The organism is Breznakiella homolactica (genome assembly GCF_016616095.2).
Lineage (GTDB): Bacteria > Spirochaetota > Spirochaetia > Treponematales > Breznakiellaceae > Breznakiella > Breznakiella homolactica.
Window position 1 is genome coordinate 3,858,505 of the sequence record NZ_CP067089.2, and the last position, 13,232, is coordinate 3,871,736.

The following is a 13,232-nucleotide window of genomic DNA, read 5'->3' on the forward strand; positions in this document are numbered from 1 at the left end:
TTATTGCCCGCTGGTAGGATCGCGGACCGGAGCGGCTCCGGTCCCGGCATTTTTTTCCAGATAGATAAACCGCAGTCCCGGTTTTATTTCCTTTTCGGCAAACGGCCGGTAGCCCTGTTTTTCATACAGCCGCAGGTTTCCCGCGCTCTTGTCACCGGTAAAAAGTTCGTACCTTGGCTGAGGGCAGCGGGTTTCAATGGCCGCCAGGAGCCGGGTTCCGGTTCCTCTGCCCTGGAAATCCGGGTGAACGATGAGCTTCCCGATATACAGCGTACCGTTTTCGGCATAAGCCCTGACGGAGCCGATTATCTGCCCGCTTTCGTCCACTGCTTTCAGCACAATCCCTCTGCGGAATTCCGCCTCGAATTCCGGCAGTGTCTGCAGGAGCGGCGGGATCGCGTAATCCCCGGCCAGTTCCGCTTCACTTTGAAACGCGCGGTACTGCAGTTCCAGAATCTCAGCCAAATCCCCGTTTTCTGCCTGCATAATTTCCATGGCGGATCTCCGTACAAAATGCATGATAGGCTTCTACTTCCGATGCCGGTCATAGTATACTCCGGATATGAAACAATTTGTATTATTTCTCGCCGCGGCTCTCTGTCTCAGCGTAATTATTATGGCTGCCTTTGCCGGCGGTTTCGCTGCTTTTCCGCAATGGCTTTCGGCGGCGGACCCCTTTGTGGTTGTGCTGCTCTGGGCCGCGGGTTTTTCGCTGTGCTCCTTCGGTACGGGTATTGTTACCGGGGATTATTCCTGGGTAGACCGCCTCTGGAGCACCCTGCCGGTGGCCTTCGTCTGGTTCTACGCCTGGCGGGGCGGTTTCTCACCGGTTCTTCTGCCCGCCGCGGGGCTGATAACGCTCTGGGGCATCCGCCTGACCTGGAATTTCGCGAAAAAAGGCGGGTATACCGGCACCGAAGATTACCGGTGGAATATCCTCAGGGGCCGGATTACCAATCCCGTGTTATGGCAGGTTTTTAATCTGCTCTTTATTTCCTGTTTCCAGCTGGGATTGTTCACCCTTTTTACCTTTCCGGTGTACCGGATGGCGCTGGCGTCTTCCGGGAATCTTTCGCTGCCGTTTATCTGCGCCGCGGCTCTGGCCCTGGGTTTTCTCGGGTTCGAAACCCTCGCGGACCATCAGCAGTGGATTTTCCATGAAGCAAAACACGCCGCCGCCGGCGGGGCGGTTCCCGCCGGTCCTTTTGCGCGGGACATTCCCCGGGGATTCCTTTCCCATGGGCTGTATTCGGTAAGCCGCCATCCCAATTATTTCGGGGAACTCGGTTTCTGGTGGTCCGTCTGGCTCATGGCTTTTTCCCTGTACGGCGCCCCGGTGCAGAGCGGCATCTTCGGCCCCCTGTGTCTTACGGCACTTTTTATCGGGTCCACGGTTTTTACCGAAAGCCTCAGTTCGGCCAAATACCCGGAGTACAAAAAGTATCAGGCTTCCGTAAGTCCAATTATCCCCTGGTTTCCCCGAAAGGGCGGTCCGGATACGGAAAAACCGGAATGAGCCGCAGGGCCATGTCTTTCGGCCCCGCGGAACCGTTTCTCCCCGGGTGCTTTCCGGCTTGGGAGGCTTTGTGTTTCCCTTCCCTCTTGACCTTTTTTCCATGAATAGGTATTATAAAATCCCATTGTGCAGTTTTGCGGAATCATTACGTATGGTTGCCGTTTAATATATGTATGTTTTTTATGACTCCGAGACAATAGACAGGGGTCTTTATATGCTTCGTCGGGTGCTGACGGCGTATATTAACAAGGGAGTTTTTAGCTCATGCCTACAATCAATCAGCTGGTTCGTTTCGGGCGGCAGAAGATTACGTCGAAAACGAAATCACCGGCTCTTCAGTCCTGTCCTCAGAAGCGCGGGGTGTGTACCCGTGTTATGACCGTAACTCCGAAGAAGCCGAATTCGGCTCTCCGGAAGGTTGCCCGTGTCCGTCTTTCCCATGGTACTGAAGTGACCGCGTATATTCCCGGTATCGGCCATAACCTGCAGGAGCACTCGGTGGTGCTCGTCCGCGGCGGCCGTGTTAAGGATCTTCCCGGTGTGCGTTACCACATCATCCGGGGTGCGAAAGATACCCTTGGCGTGGAAGACCGCCGGCGGGGCCGTTCCAAATACGGCGCCAAACGGCCTAAGGCATAAGGGAGGTCTATCGTGGGACGCAAAAAGAAAACCGTGGACCGGGGTATTCTCCCGGATCCTAAATATAACAGCGTGGTGCTTTCCAAATTCGTCAACCGGATGATGTGGGAAGGCAAGCGTTCTGTGGCGCTCCGCATTGTTCATGACGCCCTGGGGGTGCTCCAGACCAAGTCCGATAAGGAACCTCTGGAAGTTTTCCTCAAGGCTATCGACAATGTAAAGCCGGTGGTGGAAGTAAAATCCCGGCGTGTCGGCGGCGCGACCTACCAGGTTCCGGTGGAAATCCGGGAATCCCGGCGGGAAGCCCTGGGGATGCGCTGGCTTATCAATGCCGCCCGTGCCCGGTCCGGCCATGAAATGAGCGAACGCCTCGCGGCGGAACTCATGGACGCTTTCAATAATACCGGTACGGCCTTCAAAAAGAAGGAAGATACCCATAAAATGGCCGAGGCCAACAAGGCTTTCGCCCATTACCGGTGGTAGGAGACAAAAACCAGCGGTTTTTGTCTCTCGCAGAAAATGATTATTGATATAATTATTTTCTGCAGCCGTCACTGCCGGAAGCCGGATAAACCGGATGCGGCAGTGCAATAAGGCTGGAGTTTCAGTTTCCAGAAACTGAAACTCCGTAAATAGTTTTTTCTGAAAGAAAAAACTATTCAGGATCTTTGAAACGATTCTTCATATCCGGCTGTAGTGCCGGATGTTGAATTACCGCGCCGAGCGGAGTGTCGAGGAGGTGTAAGGACAGTAACTTCAGCATTACTGCTGACGATCATCGGCGGCTTCGCGGTGCGGTGTCTCGATGATCCAAACCGATCATCAGGGAGCAGATGCTTCTTCGGCAGTGTTTCCGGTGGGATAGGTGGAACGGGACGGATTGAATCTGCATGTCCGGTTTTTAGACGGACCTGTGCAAAAACACTTCGTATGTTCCAAATCCCATAAATCCCTGATAACACTGGTAGTTAATCCGGTCTCCGGATGGATAGTATGCCTTGCACTTGTTTGGTTGTTTCGGTATACTGCCCAAACTTGAAATCAATTTTTGTGTGCCCATATAGAATGTAAGGAGGACACGTAATGGCAAAAGATAAGTTCAATAGAACTAAAATCCACATGAATGTCGGAACCATCGGTCACGTCGACCATGGAAAAACAACCCTTTCTGCGGCTATTACCCAGCACTGTGCTAAAAAGTTCGGTGATAAGGTCATGAAATACGATGAAATCGACAATGCGCCGGAAGAAAAGGCCCGCGGTATTACCATTAATACCCGGCACCTGGAGTATCAGTCGGATAACCGGCATTATGCCCATATCGACTGCCCCGGCCACGCCGACTATATCAAGAACATGATCACCGGTGCCGCCCAGATGGACGGAGCTATCCTTGTAGTATCCGCCCCTGACTCGGTTATGCCCCAGACCCGGGAACATATCATCCTGGCCCGCCAGGTAGGTGTACCCAACATGATCGTATTCCTCAATAAAACCGACCTTGTGGATGATCCTGAGCTGCTCGAACTGGTTGAAGAGGAAGTTAAGGAAGTTCTTACCGTCAACGGGTTCCCCGGCGATGAGATTCCGATCATCAAAGGCTCCGCGTTCAAAGCTATGTCCGAACCGGACAATGCCGAAGCCACCGCCTGTATCGATGAGCTGCTCGCGGCTATGGACAGCTATTTCCCCGATCCCGCACGGGACGCGGACAAGCCCTTCCTTATGCCGATTGAAGATGTCTTCACCATTCCCGGCCGCGGCACCGTCGTAACCGGAAAAATTGAGCGCGGTATTATCAAGCTCAACGAAGAAATCGAAATCATCGGTATCAAGCCGAACAAGAAGACCGTTGTTACCGGTATTGAAATGTTCAACAAGCTGCTGGATGAAGGCCAGGCCGGTGACAATGTCGGCGCGCTGCTCCGGGGTGTTGAGAAGAAAGAAGTTGAACGCGGTCAGGTTCTGGCAAAGCCCGGTTCCATCACGCCTCACAACAAGTTCAAAGGACAGATCTACTGCCTTTCCAAGGAAGAAGGCGGACGGCACAGCCCGTTCTTTACCGGCTACCGGCCCCAGTTCTATTTCCGGACCACCGATATTACCGGTACCGTAAAACTTCCTGAAGGCAAGGAAATGGTCATGCCCGGGGACAATACCGAAATCTTCGGCGAACTGATTCATCCCATCGCCATGGAAAAAGGACTCCGCTTCGCTATCCGTGAAGGCGGCCGCACCGTGGCTTCCGGACAGGTTACCGATATCACCGAATAATTCGTATTGACAGAGATCGGACAGGCATTGGCTGCAAGCCGGTGCCTGTCTCCCTGGAGGAATAATGACAAAGGAACGAATTCGCGTGCGGCTGCGCGGTTTCGACGTTGAATTGATCGATCAGAGCGCGAAGTCCATCGTTCAGACGGTGCAGAAGGCGGGAGCGAAAGTAACCGGTCCCATTCCCCTTCCAACCCGGATTAATAAGGTGACAGTGCTTCGTTCGCCGCATGTTAATAAAAAGGCCCGCGAGCAGTTTGAAATGCGGACCCATAAGCGGCTGATCGATATTATCAATCCTTCCGCCGAAGTAATGGATTCCCTGATGAAGCTGGAGCTTCCTGCAGGGGTTGATGTTGAAATCAAACAATAACAGCTGCGCTTTTATTGTTTGATTTTCCGGAGTTTTTAATCTTTAAGATTAAAAACTCCATACTGATACTTGCAAAAGAAATCCGTTGGATTTTTACGTTAATCACTGAAGTTTTAATCCCAGATTAAAACTTCAAAAACCAAAAACAATCGAAGATTGTTTTTGGTTCGCAGACGGTCCCGGGACCTCGGGATAACGTGCGTATTGGAGTTGGCAGATGTTGGGTCTAATGGCCAAGAAAGTGGGCATGACACAGGTCTTCGACGATGACGGTAACCTCATTCCTGTGACGGTTATGCGCATCGATCCGAATATTGTCATCGCCCAGAAAACCCCGGACAAGGACGGATATTCCGCCGTGGTCCTCGGGGTGGACGACATGAAGCAGAATAGGGCAAGCAAGCCCTATGCCGGCCAGTTCCCGGAGAATATTGCGCCTAAAAAGCGTATCCGGGAATTCCGGGATTTCGAAAAGGAATGCGCCGTGGGTGATTCCCTGGGGGTGGAGCTCTTCGAGGACTGCCGCTATGTGGATGTGACCGGCGTATCAAAAGGTAAGGGATTCCAGGGCGTTGTGAAACGCTGGGGTTTCGGCGGCGGACGCAATACACACGGGTCCAAGTTTCACCGTGAACCCGGATCTACCGGGCAGGCTACGTCTCCCAGCCGGACTTTCAAAAATGTAAAGATGCCTGGCCGTATGGGTCGGGAGCGGGTCACTGTCCTCAGCCTCAGGGTCGTCAAAGTTGACGTTGATAACCAGCTCATCATGGTGCACGGCGCCGTTCCCGGTATTAACAAGGGAACCGTGGTGGTCCGGCCAGCGGTGAAGAAGTAGAGGGAAGCAATGAATCGGACAGTGTATTCCATTGACGGCAAGGAACTGAGGAAGATTGATCTGGATGAGACCGTATTCGGCCTTCCGGTGAATGAAGATGTTATCTGGTATGCCATAAACAATGAACTTGCCAATAAGCGCCTGGGTACGGCAAGTACCAAAGGCCGCGCCGAGGTTCATGGTTCAAACGCAAAGCCCTATAAACAGAAGGGCACAGGCCGTGCCCGACGGGGTGATAAAAAATCCCCCATTCTGGTGGGCGGCGGAACCATATTCGGACCCAAGCCGAGGGATTTTTCTTATGCCATGCCTAAAAAAGCCAAACGGCTTGCCATGAAGAGCATCCTCAGTCTTAAAGCCCAGAGCGACAGTTTGAAAATTATCGAGGATTTTTCCATTGAATCGGGGAAAACCAAGGATTTAGCCGGACTCTTGAAGAAGTTCGGATCCGAAGAGCGGACGGTTATCATTCTCAAGGATGACGACCCGAAGGTTAAACAGGCCGGGGCGAATATTCCCTGGCTCAGCTTCCTTTCGTATAACCGCCTCCGGGCCCACGATCTCTTTTACGGACGCCGGGTGATCATGCTGGAATCGGCAGCCAAAAACCTGAGTGTCTTTTACGGTGCCGAAGAAAAAGCAGACGGCGCGGCTAACAAGAAAACGGAGGCCGCAGAATGATCTACGAAAAGATCCTGATCGAACCGGTGCTTTCCGAAAAAGCGAATTCCATGCGCGAAGAAGGAAAGTACGTATTTAAGGTTGATCCTTCAGCAAATAAAACACAGGTAAAGGAAGCGGTGCGCAGGCTTTTTAATGTGCATCCTGTTTCCTGTACGATTATGGTGGTCGGCGGCAAGCCCAAGCGGCAGCGCTATAAAGCCGGTTATACCGCAACTTGGAAGAAGGCAATTGTTCGGATCCGCAAGGACGAAAAAATCAGCCTCTTCGAAGGCGTATAGAAACGGAGTTTAGGGTACATATATGGGAATAAAAACGTATAAGCCTATAACACCAGGTCTCCGGCAGCGGGTAAGCCTCGATTATTCAGGGCTTACCAAAAACGCCGAGCCTGAAAAGTCCCTTACCTCCGGCCGGTCCGAAAAAGCCGGGCGGGGCGCCAAAGGACGCATCAGTGTCTGGCACAAAGGCGGCGGACATAAACGCCGTTACCGGACTGTCGATTTTAAGCGGGACAAAATTGGGGTTCCCGGTACGGTCGTTACCATTGAGTACGATCCCAACCGGAGCGCCAATATCGCCCTGGTGCAGTATGCCGACGGCGACAAGCGGTATATTCTCGCACCCCGGGGTCTGGCGGAGGGCGCGAAAATAATGAGCGGCCCCGAGGCTCCGATCGAAGCGGGCAACGCTCTCCCTCTGGAAAATATCCCTGTGGGTTTTACGGTTCATAATATTGAATTGACCCTGGGCAGGGGCGGTCAGATGGCCCGTTCTGCCGGAACCAGCGCAATGATCGCGGCAAAGGAAGGGGACTATGTCACCCTCAGACTCCCTTCCGGGGAAATGCGGATGGTCTTCAAAAAATGCTACGCTACCATTGGTATCGTAGGGAATGAAGATCACATGAACGTGAACCTCGGCAAAGCCGGCCGCAAACGCTGGATGGGTATCCGTCCCACTGTGCGCGGTACCGCCATGAACCCGGTGGATCATCCCCACGGCGGCGGTGAAGGCCGCAACAAAGGTCGGAATCCGGTTACCCCCTGGGGCAAGCCCACCAGAGGATATAAAACCAGGAACAAGAGCAAGCCTTCCGGACGGTTTATTGTAAGCCGCGGGAAGAAAAAATAGGAGAGAAGGGTGTCAAGATCTATCAAGAAAGGGCCCTTCATTGAGAAGAGTCTGTACAAGAAAGTTTTGGAAATGGCCAAAAGCGGGGACCGGAAGATGATTAAAACCTATTCCCGCTGTTCCACCATCATTCCTGAGATGGTCGGCGGAACGATTTCCGTATACAACGGTAAAACCTGGGTTCCCGTCTACATAACCGAGAATCTGGTCGGCCATAAACTGGGGGAATTCTCGCCCACCCGTATTTTCCGGGGGCACGCGGGTTCCGATAAAAAGGCCGGAAAGAGGTAGGATGATATATGGAAACTAAAACCGGTTACAGAGCAGTAACAAAGTTCCTTATAGCGTCCCCCTATAAGGTCCGGCCGGTGGCCGATTTGATCCGCCGCAAACCCTATCCCGAGGCAATGTCCATTCTGGAAAATATGCCCCACAAGGGTGCCAAGCTTGTGCGGAAGACCGTTAAGTCCGCCGCTTCCAACGCGCTGAACAGAAACAAACAGCTGGATGAAGACATGCTCTACGTACGGGAGATCATGATTGATGAAGGTCCCAGGCTGAAGCGTGTATGGTTCCGCGCCCGGGGCCGTGCGGATATGCTTCTCAAAAGAATGTGCCACATTACCGTGGTAGTGGACGAAACCGGAAAGGCGGGGGAATAAAGTGGGTCAAAAAGTAAATCCAATCGGACTCCGGATCGGCATCAATAAGACCTGGGCTTCACGCTGGTACGTGGATCCCAAGGAGTACGCGAATACTCTTCATGAAGATCTTAAGCTGCGGAAGTTTATTCTGAATATGCCCGAGACCAAGGGCGCCGACATCGCTGAGCTGGAAATTATCCGGCACCCCCAGCGGATCACCATTGTGATTCATACCGCCCGGCCTGGTGTTATCATCGGCGTCAAAGGCGCGAACATCGAAAAGATCGGCGCCGAACTGCAGAAGTTCGTTTCCAAAAAGATTCAGATCAAGATCAAGGAAGTACGGAACGCCGACAATAACGCACAGATAATTGCCCAGAATATCGCCCGGCAGCTTCTGGCGCGGTCGTCCTTCCGGCGGACCATGAAGCAGGCGATTACCAACGCCATCAAAAAGGGCAATGCCCAGGGAGTTAAAGTCCGTCTTTCCGGCCGGCTCGGGGGCGCTGAAATGTCCCGCACCGAGGAAGCCAAGGAAGGAAGAATTCCGCTCCATACACTCCGGGCCGACATTGATTACGGATTTGCCGAAGCCATGACCACCTTCGGGGTCATCGGCATAAAGGTGTGGGTATACAACGGAATGAAGTACGGCAAAGAACAAAAAGAAGACGCGGGCGTCCTGGTCCGGAAGCGGCGTGAACGCGCCCCCGCGAGGAGTTAAGGTATGCTGAGTCCTAAGCGTGTAAGACATCGTAAGGTACAGCGGGGCAATATGCCCGGTAATGCCACCCGGGGAAACAAAATATCCTTCGGCGACTACGCACTGGTCGCCATGGACCGGATGTGGATTACCAACCGGCAGATAGAAGCCGCCCGTATTGCGCTGAACCGTCATATCAAGAGAGGCGGAAAAATCTGGATCCGCATCTTCCCGGATAAGCCGTTTTCCAAGAAACCTGCGGAAACCCGCATGGGAAAGGGAAAGGGAGCTCCGGAATACTGGGTTGCCGTGGTAAAGCCGGGAACAATCATGTTCGAACTTGGCGGCGTTGACCGGGCCCTTGCCGAAGAGGCAATGCATCTGGCCGGATCGAAGCTTCCGATTAAGACAAAGTTCGTCGCCCGCTCCGATTTTGAGCTGGGTGCGTAACCGTACGAGTAAAGGAACAGGTTATGAAGAATTCGTTTAAGAATCTGACCTTGCCTGAGCTCAAGGCAAAACGGGACGAGCTCAACAAGAAATATATGGAACTTCGCTTCCAGGTAGTTATCGGTCATGTGGACAATCCGCTGCAGAAGCGTACCATGCGCCGGCAGATTGCCAGGGTTAATACCTTGATCCGGCAGCACGAACTGGCTTCGAAGGCGTAAAGGAGCAAAGCGTGACAGAGCAGACTGTTAAGGCCAAAAGTGGCAAGAAAGAGTTTGTGGGAATCGTAAAAAGCGACAAAATGGAAAAAACCATTGTTGTGGCCATCGCGACCAAAACCCTGCATCCTCTGTATAAGAAGTACATTACCCGGATAAAAAAGGTAAAAGCCCATGATGAAAAAAATGAGGCGAATATCGGCGACCGGGTGAGAGTCGTGGAATGCCGTCCTATCAGCAAGGAAAAATGCTGGAAGCTGGCGGAGATTGTCGAAAAGGCACGGTAAGGAGCGCAGTAATGGTACAGGTAGAATCATACCTTAACGTGGCGGACAATTCCGGCGCCAAAACCGTTCAGTGTATTAAAGTACTCGGCGGTTCAAAGCGCAGGTATGCCAGCATCGGTGACATTATCGTTGTGGCCGTGAAGGATGCACTTCCCGGATCAGCGATAAAAAAAGGTTCCGTTGAAAAAGCCATCGTGGTGCGGATTCACAAGGAATACCGCCGCCCCGACGGCACATATATCCGGTTTGATGACAACGCCTGTGTTATCATCGACGCGAATATGAACCCCAAGGGCAAGCGTATTTTTGGACCCGTCGCCCGGGAGCTGCGGGAAATGGATTATATGAAAATCGTTTCCCTCGCACCAGAGGTGCTCTAAGAGTCCTGCGGACTCTGTGTACGGGAAAACAGGGAATGTGCGGTCATTCGTCCGCACGCAGAACAGGGCTTAAGAAGGCGCTGTTTAAGAGGAAAGTGATGGTGTGTGCAGCCATAGGGCCGCATACAGAAGAAGGAGCGGTATATGGCTGCAAACGCAGAACATAAGTTCAAGATAAAGAAAGAAGATACCGTTGAGATCATTGCGGGCAAAGACAAGGGCAAGCGGGGAAGGGTTTTAAAAATCCTCCGCGCCAAGGACCGGGTCATCGTAGAAGGCGCCAATATCGTAAAAAAAGCGATGAAGCGCCGGAGCCAGCAGGACCGCGGCGGAATCGTTGAAGTTGAGGCTGCGATCCACAGTTCAAACGTGATGATCGTATGTAAAAAATGCGGACCCACCCGGATCGGGTACAAGCTTGACGGGGACAAAAAGACCCGGGTCTGTAGAAAGTGCGGAGAGGCGTTATAATGAAGAACTACGAACCGCGGCTCAAGAAGATTTATAAGGAGCAGGTCGCTCCCGAAATGTTCAAGGAGTTCGGATACAAATCGACGATGCAGACGCCGAAGCTTGAGAAAATCGTCGTCAGCATGGGCGTAGGCGAAGCTCTTCAGAACAAAAAGCTGCTGGACGCGGCTATTACTGATCTGACCATCATTACCGGTCAGAAGGCCGTTAAAACCAAGGCCCGCAAGAGCATTGCAAACTTCAAAATCCGTGAAGGCCAGGAAATCGGAGCCAAGGTAACCCTCCGTGGTGCCATGATGTACGAATTCATGGACCGTCTGGTAAATGTTGCGTTGCCCCGTGTTAAGGACTTCCGGGGTGTTAATCAGAATGCGTTCGATGGCCATGGAAATTATTCCCTCGGTATTACCGAGCAGATTATTTTCCCTGAGATCGACTTCGATAAAATTGAGCGTGTTGCCGGACTGAATATCGCCATAATTACTTCGGCGAAAACCGATGCCGAGGCTAAGGCCTTCCTGGCAAAGTTCGGTATGCCCTTCAGGAAGTAGGAGGAATACATGGCAAGAAAATCGATGATTATTAAGGCTCTGCGGACGCCTAAATATAAAACAAGAAAAGTTAACCGATGCCGGATCTGCGGAAGAGCCAGGGGCTATCTGCGGAAATATGAGATGTGCCGCCTTTGCTTCCGCAAGCTCGCAAGCGAAGGGCTGATCCCCGGCGTCACCAAATCAAGCTGGTAAGGTAGGAGTACAGGATGAGCGTTTCAGATCCCATTGCGGATATGCTGACCAAAATCCGGAACGCCGGATTGGCTAAGCATGAAAAAGTCGATATCCCTACCTCCAAGCTGAAGCTTGAGATCGTCAAGATCCTCAAGACGGAAGGGTATATCAAGAACTTCAAGAAGATTACCCAGGATGGGGCCAATACTATCCGGGTTTTCCTGAAATACGATGAAGGAACCGGACCGGTTATTCACGGTATCGAAAAGGTGTCCAAACCCGGACGCCGGGTGTATGCCGGATACAAGAATATGCCGAGGGTTTTCAACGGATATGGAACCCTGATCGTTTCAACCTCGATCGGTGTTACCACTGGAAAAAAAGCCGCGGAAAAGAAAGTCGGCGGCGAAGTTATCTGCACAGTCTGGTAAGAGGGAAGCTATGTCGCGTATAGGAAAAATACCGGTTAAGGTTCCTCAGGGCGTCAAGGTCACCTTCCAGGATGATGTGATGACCGTTGAAGGCCCCAAGGGAAAATTAACCCAGCAGTACCACCCGGTGATAACCTTTGACCCCCAGGGGGATGAGATTGTTGTCAGCAGGGTAAATGAAGAAAAGCAGACCCGGGCTTTCCACGGATTGTACCGTAATCTGCTTAACAATATGGTGGTGGGAGTTTCCTCGGGATTCACCAAGGTTCTCGTCATAACCGGCGTCGGTTTCAGGGCGGAAGTCCAGGGTAAACTCCTGGTGATGAACCTGGGCTACTCAAATGATGTGTATGTCGGAATCCCCGATGACCTCACCGTGACCGCCGACGGCAGCGGAAAAGTTTCCGTCAGCGGAATCGACAAGCAGCGGGTCGGCCAGTTCGCATCCGAAGTCCGTAAGCTCCGGCTTCCCGAACCCTATAAGGGCAAGGGTATCCGGTATGAAGATGAACAGATCAGAAGGAAAGTCGGTAAGTCCGGCGTTAAATAGGATTTAAGCTATGATACGAAAAATGGTCGAAAAAGACAGAAAGCGGCTTAAGAGGAAAATTCATATCAGGAAGCGTATTTCCGGTACCGCCGAACGGCCCCGTATGACCGTGACCCGGAGCAATAAATCCCTGTCCATACAGATTATCGACGATACAAAGGGACATACTCTCGCTTCGGCTTCAACCCTTGAAAAGGATTTGAAGAAGATCAAACGGAATGTGGAAGGAGCCGGCCAGCTTGGAGAAATCATGGGAAAGCGGCTTCTGGAGAAAAACATCAAGACGGTGATTTTCGACAGGAACGGCTACCTGTACCATGGTTTGGTTAAAGCGATGGCCGACGGAACCCGGAAAGCCGGGATCCAGTTCTAGGGGGCATGATGGAACACTCAAGGGACAACAGAGACAGAGATAACAGGGACAGAAAATACGAAGAAAAGGAATTCGTGGAGAAGCTCGTCAAGCTTAACCGCACCGCAAAGGTCGTTAAGGGCGGCCGCCGGTTTTCCTTTTCAGCCCTCACCGTAGTGGGCGACCGCAAGGGCAATGTCGGTTACGGATTCGGAAAGGCCAATGACGTTTCCGAAGCGATCCGGAAAAGCATCGACAAAGCCAAGCGGAACCTCGTTAAACTTCCCATTAAAAATGGAACGATCCCCCATGAAATCCGGGGAATCTTTAAATCATCGGAAGTACTGCTCAAACCCGCCTGTTCCGGTACCGGAATCATCGCCGGGGGACCCGTGCGGGCCATCATGGAAGCCGGCGGCGTAACCGATGTGCTCAGCAAATCCATCGGCGCTAACAACCAGTACAACGTGGTTAAGGCAACCTTTGAATGCATCAGTTTAATGATGGACGCGAAGACCATAGCCAAGAACCGGGGCAAATCCCTGAAGGAACTGTGGGGTTAA

At 52.3% G+C, this 13,232-nt stretch carries 24 protein-coding genes; 23 read left to right on the forward strand and 1 reads right to left on the reverse strand.

Annotated features, from left to right (window positions below; translation table 11 throughout):
* Nucleotides 1-495, reverse strand: coding sequence for a GNAT family N-acetyltransferase (locus tag JFL75_RS17345; RefSeq protein WP_215627933.1), 495 nt, complete (start codon nucleotides 493-495; stop codon nucleotides 1-3).
* A gap of 67 nt (nucleotides 496-562) precedes the next feature.
* Here JFL75_RS17345 and JFL75_RS17350 point away from each other — a divergent pair, with 67 nt between their 5' ends.
* The 23 genes from JFL75_RS17350 to rpsE all read left to right on the forward strand — a co-directional run bounded on the left by JFL75_RS17350 (nucleotide 563) and on the right by rpsE (nucleotide 13,232).
* Entirely contained in the window at nucleotides 563-1,516 is a 954-nt protein-coding gene (locus tag JFL75_RS17350) for a DUF1295 domain-containing protein (protein ID WP_215627934.1), read from the forward strand.
* A 264-nt stretch (nucleotides 1,517-1,780) separates the two neighbouring features.
* Nucleotides 1,781-2,155 carry a 30S ribosomal protein S12 gene (gene rpsL / locus JFL75_RS17355; protein WP_215627935.1) on the forward strand — a complete coding sequence of 125 codons (375 nt, stop codon included), beginning with the start codon at nucleotides 1,781-1,783 and terminating at the stop codon, nucleotides 2,153-2,155.
* A gap of 12 nt (nucleotides 2,156-2,167) precedes the next feature.
* The gene (gene rpsG / locus JFL75_RS17360; RefSeq protein ID WP_215627936.1) at nucleotides 2,168-2,638 is read left to right on the forward strand and encodes a 30S ribosomal protein S7; all 471 of its coding nucleotides are present in this window, start codon (nucleotides 2,168-2,170) and stop codon (nucleotides 2,636-2,638) included.
* 600 nt (nucleotides 2,639-3,238) lie between these two features.
* A complete protein-coding gene (tuf, locus tag JFL75_RS17365; protein WP_215627937.1) occupies nucleotides 3,239-4,429 on the forward strand; it encodes an elongation factor Tu in 1,191 nt (396 codons plus the stop codon).
* A gap of 64 nt (nucleotides 4,430-4,493) precedes the next feature.
* Entirely contained in the window at nucleotides 4,494-4,802 is a 309-nt protein-coding gene (gene rpsJ, locus JFL75_RS17370; protein ID WP_215627938.1) for a 30S ribosomal protein S10, read from the forward strand.
* A 217-nt stretch (nucleotides 4,803-5,019) separates the two neighbouring features.
* The gene (gene rplC / locus JFL75_RS17375; RefSeq protein ID WP_215627939.1) at nucleotides 5,020-5,640 is read left to right on the forward strand and encodes a 50S ribosomal protein L3; all 621 of its coding nucleotides are present in this window, start codon (nucleotides 5,020-5,022) and stop codon (nucleotides 5,638-5,640) included.
* Nucleotides 5,641-5,649: 9 nt separating this feature from the next.
* Entirely contained in the window at nucleotides 5,650-6,321 is a 672-nt protein-coding gene (gene rplD, locus JFL75_RS17380) for a 50S ribosomal protein L4 (RefSeq protein WP_215627940.1), read from the forward strand.
* Complete coding sequence (rplW, locus tag JFL75_RS17385) at nucleotides 6,318-6,602, forward strand: 50S ribosomal protein L23 (protein ID WP_215627941.1); 285 nt, start codon at nucleotides 6,318-6,320, stop codon at nucleotides 6,600-6,602. Before rplD ends, rplW begins: the two co-directional genes overlap by 4 nt.
* Before the next feature lie 22 nt (nucleotides 6,603-6,624).
* On the forward strand, nucleotides 6,625-7,455 hold the full coding sequence (gene rplB / locus JFL75_RS17390; protein WP_215627942.1) for a 50S ribosomal protein L2: 831 nt from the start codon (nucleotides 6,625-6,627) through the stop codon (nucleotides 7,453-7,455).
* Nucleotides 7,456-7,464: 9 nt separating this feature from the next.
* Entirely contained in the window at nucleotides 7,465-7,746 is a 282-nt protein-coding gene (gene rpsS, locus JFL75_RS17395; protein WP_215627943.1) for a 30S ribosomal protein S19, read from the forward strand.
* 8 nt (nucleotides 7,747-7,754) lie between these two features.
* Nucleotides 7,755-8,117: a 50S ribosomal protein L22 gene (gene rplV / locus JFL75_RS17400; protein ID WP_215627944.1), complete on the forward strand. Its 363-nt coding sequence runs from the start codon at nucleotides 7,755-7,757 to the stop codon at nucleotides 8,115-8,117.
* 1 nt (nucleotide 8,118) lies between these two features.
* Nucleotides 8,119-8,823 (forward strand): 30S ribosomal protein S3, encoded by a 705-nt coding sequence (rpsC, locus tag JFL75_RS17405; protein WP_215627945.1) that lies wholly within the window; start codon nucleotides 8,119-8,121, stop codon nucleotides 8,821-8,823.
* Nucleotides 8,824-8,826: 3 nt separating this feature from the next.
* On the forward strand, nucleotides 8,827-9,252 hold the full coding sequence (gene rplP, locus JFL75_RS17410) for a 50S ribosomal protein L16 (RefSeq protein ID WP_215627946.1): 426 nt from the start codon (nucleotides 8,827-8,829) through the stop codon (nucleotides 9,250-9,252).
* A gap of 23 nt (nucleotides 9,253-9,275) precedes the next feature.
* Nucleotides 9,276-9,473, forward strand: coding sequence for a 50S ribosomal protein L29 (rpmC, locus tag JFL75_RS17415; protein ID WP_215627947.1), 198 nt, complete (start codon nucleotides 9,276-9,278; stop codon nucleotides 9,471-9,473).
* Nucleotides 9,474-9,484: 11 nt separating this feature from the next.
* Complete coding sequence (rpsQ, locus tag JFL75_RS17420) at nucleotides 9,485-9,757, forward strand: 30S ribosomal protein S17 (RefSeq protein WP_215627948.1); 273 nt, start codon at nucleotides 9,485-9,487, stop codon at nucleotides 9,755-9,757.
* An 11-nt stretch (nucleotides 9,758-9,768) separates the two neighbouring features.
* Nucleotides 9,769-10,137, forward strand: coding sequence for a 50S ribosomal protein L14 (gene rplN / locus JFL75_RS17425; RefSeq protein ID WP_215627949.1), 369 nt, complete (start codon nucleotides 9,769-9,771; stop codon nucleotides 10,135-10,137).
* 144 nt (nucleotides 10,138-10,281) lie between these two features.
* Complete coding sequence (rplX, locus tag JFL75_RS17430; protein ID WP_215627950.1) at nucleotides 10,282-10,608, forward strand: 50S ribosomal protein L24; 327 nt, start codon at nucleotides 10,282-10,284, stop codon at nucleotides 10,606-10,608.
* Nucleotides 10,608-11,159, forward strand: coding sequence for a 50S ribosomal protein L5 (rplE, locus tag JFL75_RS17435; RefSeq protein WP_215627951.1), 552 nt, complete (start codon nucleotides 10,608-10,610; stop codon nucleotides 11,157-11,159). Before rplX ends, rplE begins: the two co-directional genes overlap by 1 nt.
* A 9-nt stretch (nucleotides 11,160-11,168) precedes the next feature.
* The gene (locus JFL75_RS17440) at nucleotides 11,169-11,354 is read left to right on the forward strand and encodes a type Z 30S ribosomal protein S14 (protein ID WP_215627952.1); all 186 of its coding nucleotides are present in this window, start codon (nucleotides 11,169-11,171) and stop codon (nucleotides 11,352-11,354) included.
* 14 nt (nucleotides 11,355-11,368) lie between these two features.
* Nucleotides 11,369-11,767: a 30S ribosomal protein S8 gene (gene rpsH, locus JFL75_RS17445; protein WP_215627953.1), complete on the forward strand. Its 399-nt coding sequence runs from the start codon at nucleotides 11,369-11,371 to the stop codon at nucleotides 11,765-11,767.
* 10 nt (nucleotides 11,768-11,777) lie between these two features.
* Nucleotides 11,778-12,317, forward strand: coding sequence for a 50S ribosomal protein L6 (gene rplF / locus JFL75_RS17450; RefSeq protein ID WP_215627954.1), 540 nt, complete (start codon nucleotides 11,778-11,780; stop codon nucleotides 12,315-12,317).
* 10 nt (nucleotides 12,318-12,327) lie between these two features.
* Complete coding sequence (gene rplR, locus JFL75_RS17455; protein WP_215627955.1) at nucleotides 12,328-12,690, forward strand: 50S ribosomal protein L18; 363 nt, start codon at nucleotides 12,328-12,330, stop codon at nucleotides 12,688-12,690.
* Nucleotides 12,691-12,698: 8 nt separating this feature from the next.
* Nucleotides 12,699-13,232 (forward strand): 30S ribosomal protein S5, encoded by a 534-nt coding sequence (rpsE, locus tag JFL75_RS17460; protein ID WP_215628645.1) that lies wholly within the window; start codon nucleotides 12,699-12,701, stop codon nucleotides 13,230-13,232.

What these genes read in the sequence shown, in the direction of transcription:
- rplB (WP_215627942.1), top strand. Translation starts at nt 6,625, where the DNA reads ATGGGAATAAAAACGTATAAGCCTATAACACCAGGTCTCCGGCAGCGG.
- rpsL (WP_215627935.1), top strand. Translation starts at nt 1,781, where the DNA reads ATGCCTACAATCAATCAGCTGGTTCGTTTCGGGCGGCAGAAGATTACG.
- rplC (WP_215627939.1), top strand. Translation starts at nt 5,020, where the DNA reads ATGTTGGGTCTAATGGCCAAGAAAGTGGGCATGACACAGGTCTTCGAC.
- rplR (WP_215627955.1), top strand. Translation starts at nt 12,328, where the DNA reads ATGATACGAAAAATGGTCGAAAAAGACAGAAAGCGGCTTAAGAGGAAA.
- rplV (WP_215627944.1), top strand. Translation starts at nt 7,755, where the DNA reads ATGGAAACTAAAACCGGTTACAGAGCAGTAACAAAGTTCCTTATAGCG.
- JFL75_RS17350 (WP_215627934.1), top strand. Translation starts at nt 563, where the DNA reads ATGAAACAATTTGTATTATTTCTCGCCGCGGCTCTCTGTCTCAGCGTA.
- rpsE (WP_215628645.1), top strand. Translation starts at nt 12,699, where the DNA reads ATGGAACACTCAAGGGACAACAGAGACAGAGATAACAGGGACAGAAAA.
- JFL75_RS17440 (WP_215627952.1), top strand. Translation starts at nt 11,169, where the DNA reads ATGGCAAGAAAATCGATGATTATTAAGGCTCTGCGGACGCCTAAATAT.
- tuf (WP_215627937.1), top strand. Translation starts at nt 3,239, where the DNA reads ATGGCAAAAGATAAGTTCAATAGAACTAAAATCCACATGAATGTCGGA.
- rplN (WP_215627949.1), top strand. Translation starts at nt 9,769, where the DNA reads ATGGTACAGGTAGAATCATACCTTAACGTGGCGGACAATTCCGGCGCC.
- rpsH (WP_215627953.1), top strand. Translation starts at nt 11,369, where the DNA reads ATGAGCGTTTCAGATCCCATTGCGGATATGCTGACCAAAATCCGGAAC.
- rpsJ (WP_215627938.1), top strand. Translation starts at nt 4,494, where the DNA reads ATGACAAAGGAACGAATTCGCGTGCGGCTGCGCGGTTTCGACGTTGAA.
- JFL75_RS17345 (WP_215627933.1), bottom strand. Translation starts at nt 495, where the DNA reads ATGGAAATTATGCAGGCAGAAAACGGGGATTTGGCTGAGATTCTGGAA.
- rplF (WP_215627954.1), top strand. Translation starts at nt 11,778, where the DNA reads ATGTCGCGTATAGGAAAAATACCGGTTAAGGTTCCTCAGGGCGTCAAG.
- rplD (WP_215627940.1), top strand. Translation starts at nt 5,650, where the DNA reads ATGAATCGGACAGTGTATTCCATTGACGGCAAGGAACTGAGGAAGATT.
- rplE (WP_215627951.1), top strand. Translation starts at nt 10,608, where the DNA reads ATGAAGAACTACGAACCGCGGCTCAAGAAGATTTATAAGGAGCAGGTC.
- rplW (WP_215627941.1), top strand. Translation starts at nt 6,318, where the DNA reads ATGATCTACGAAAAGATCCTGATCGAACCGGTGCTTTCCGAAAAAGCG.
- rplX (WP_215627950.1), top strand. Translation starts at nt 10,282, where the DNA reads ATGGCTGCAAACGCAGAACATAAGTTCAAGATAAAGAAAGAAGATACC.
- rplP (WP_215627946.1), top strand. Translation starts at nt 8,827, where the DNA reads ATGCTGAGTCCTAAGCGTGTAAGACATCGTAAGGTACAGCGGGGCAAT.
- rpmC (WP_215627947.1), top strand. Translation starts at nt 9,276, where the DNA reads ATGAAGAATTCGTTTAAGAATCTGACCTTGCCTGAGCTCAAGGCAAAA.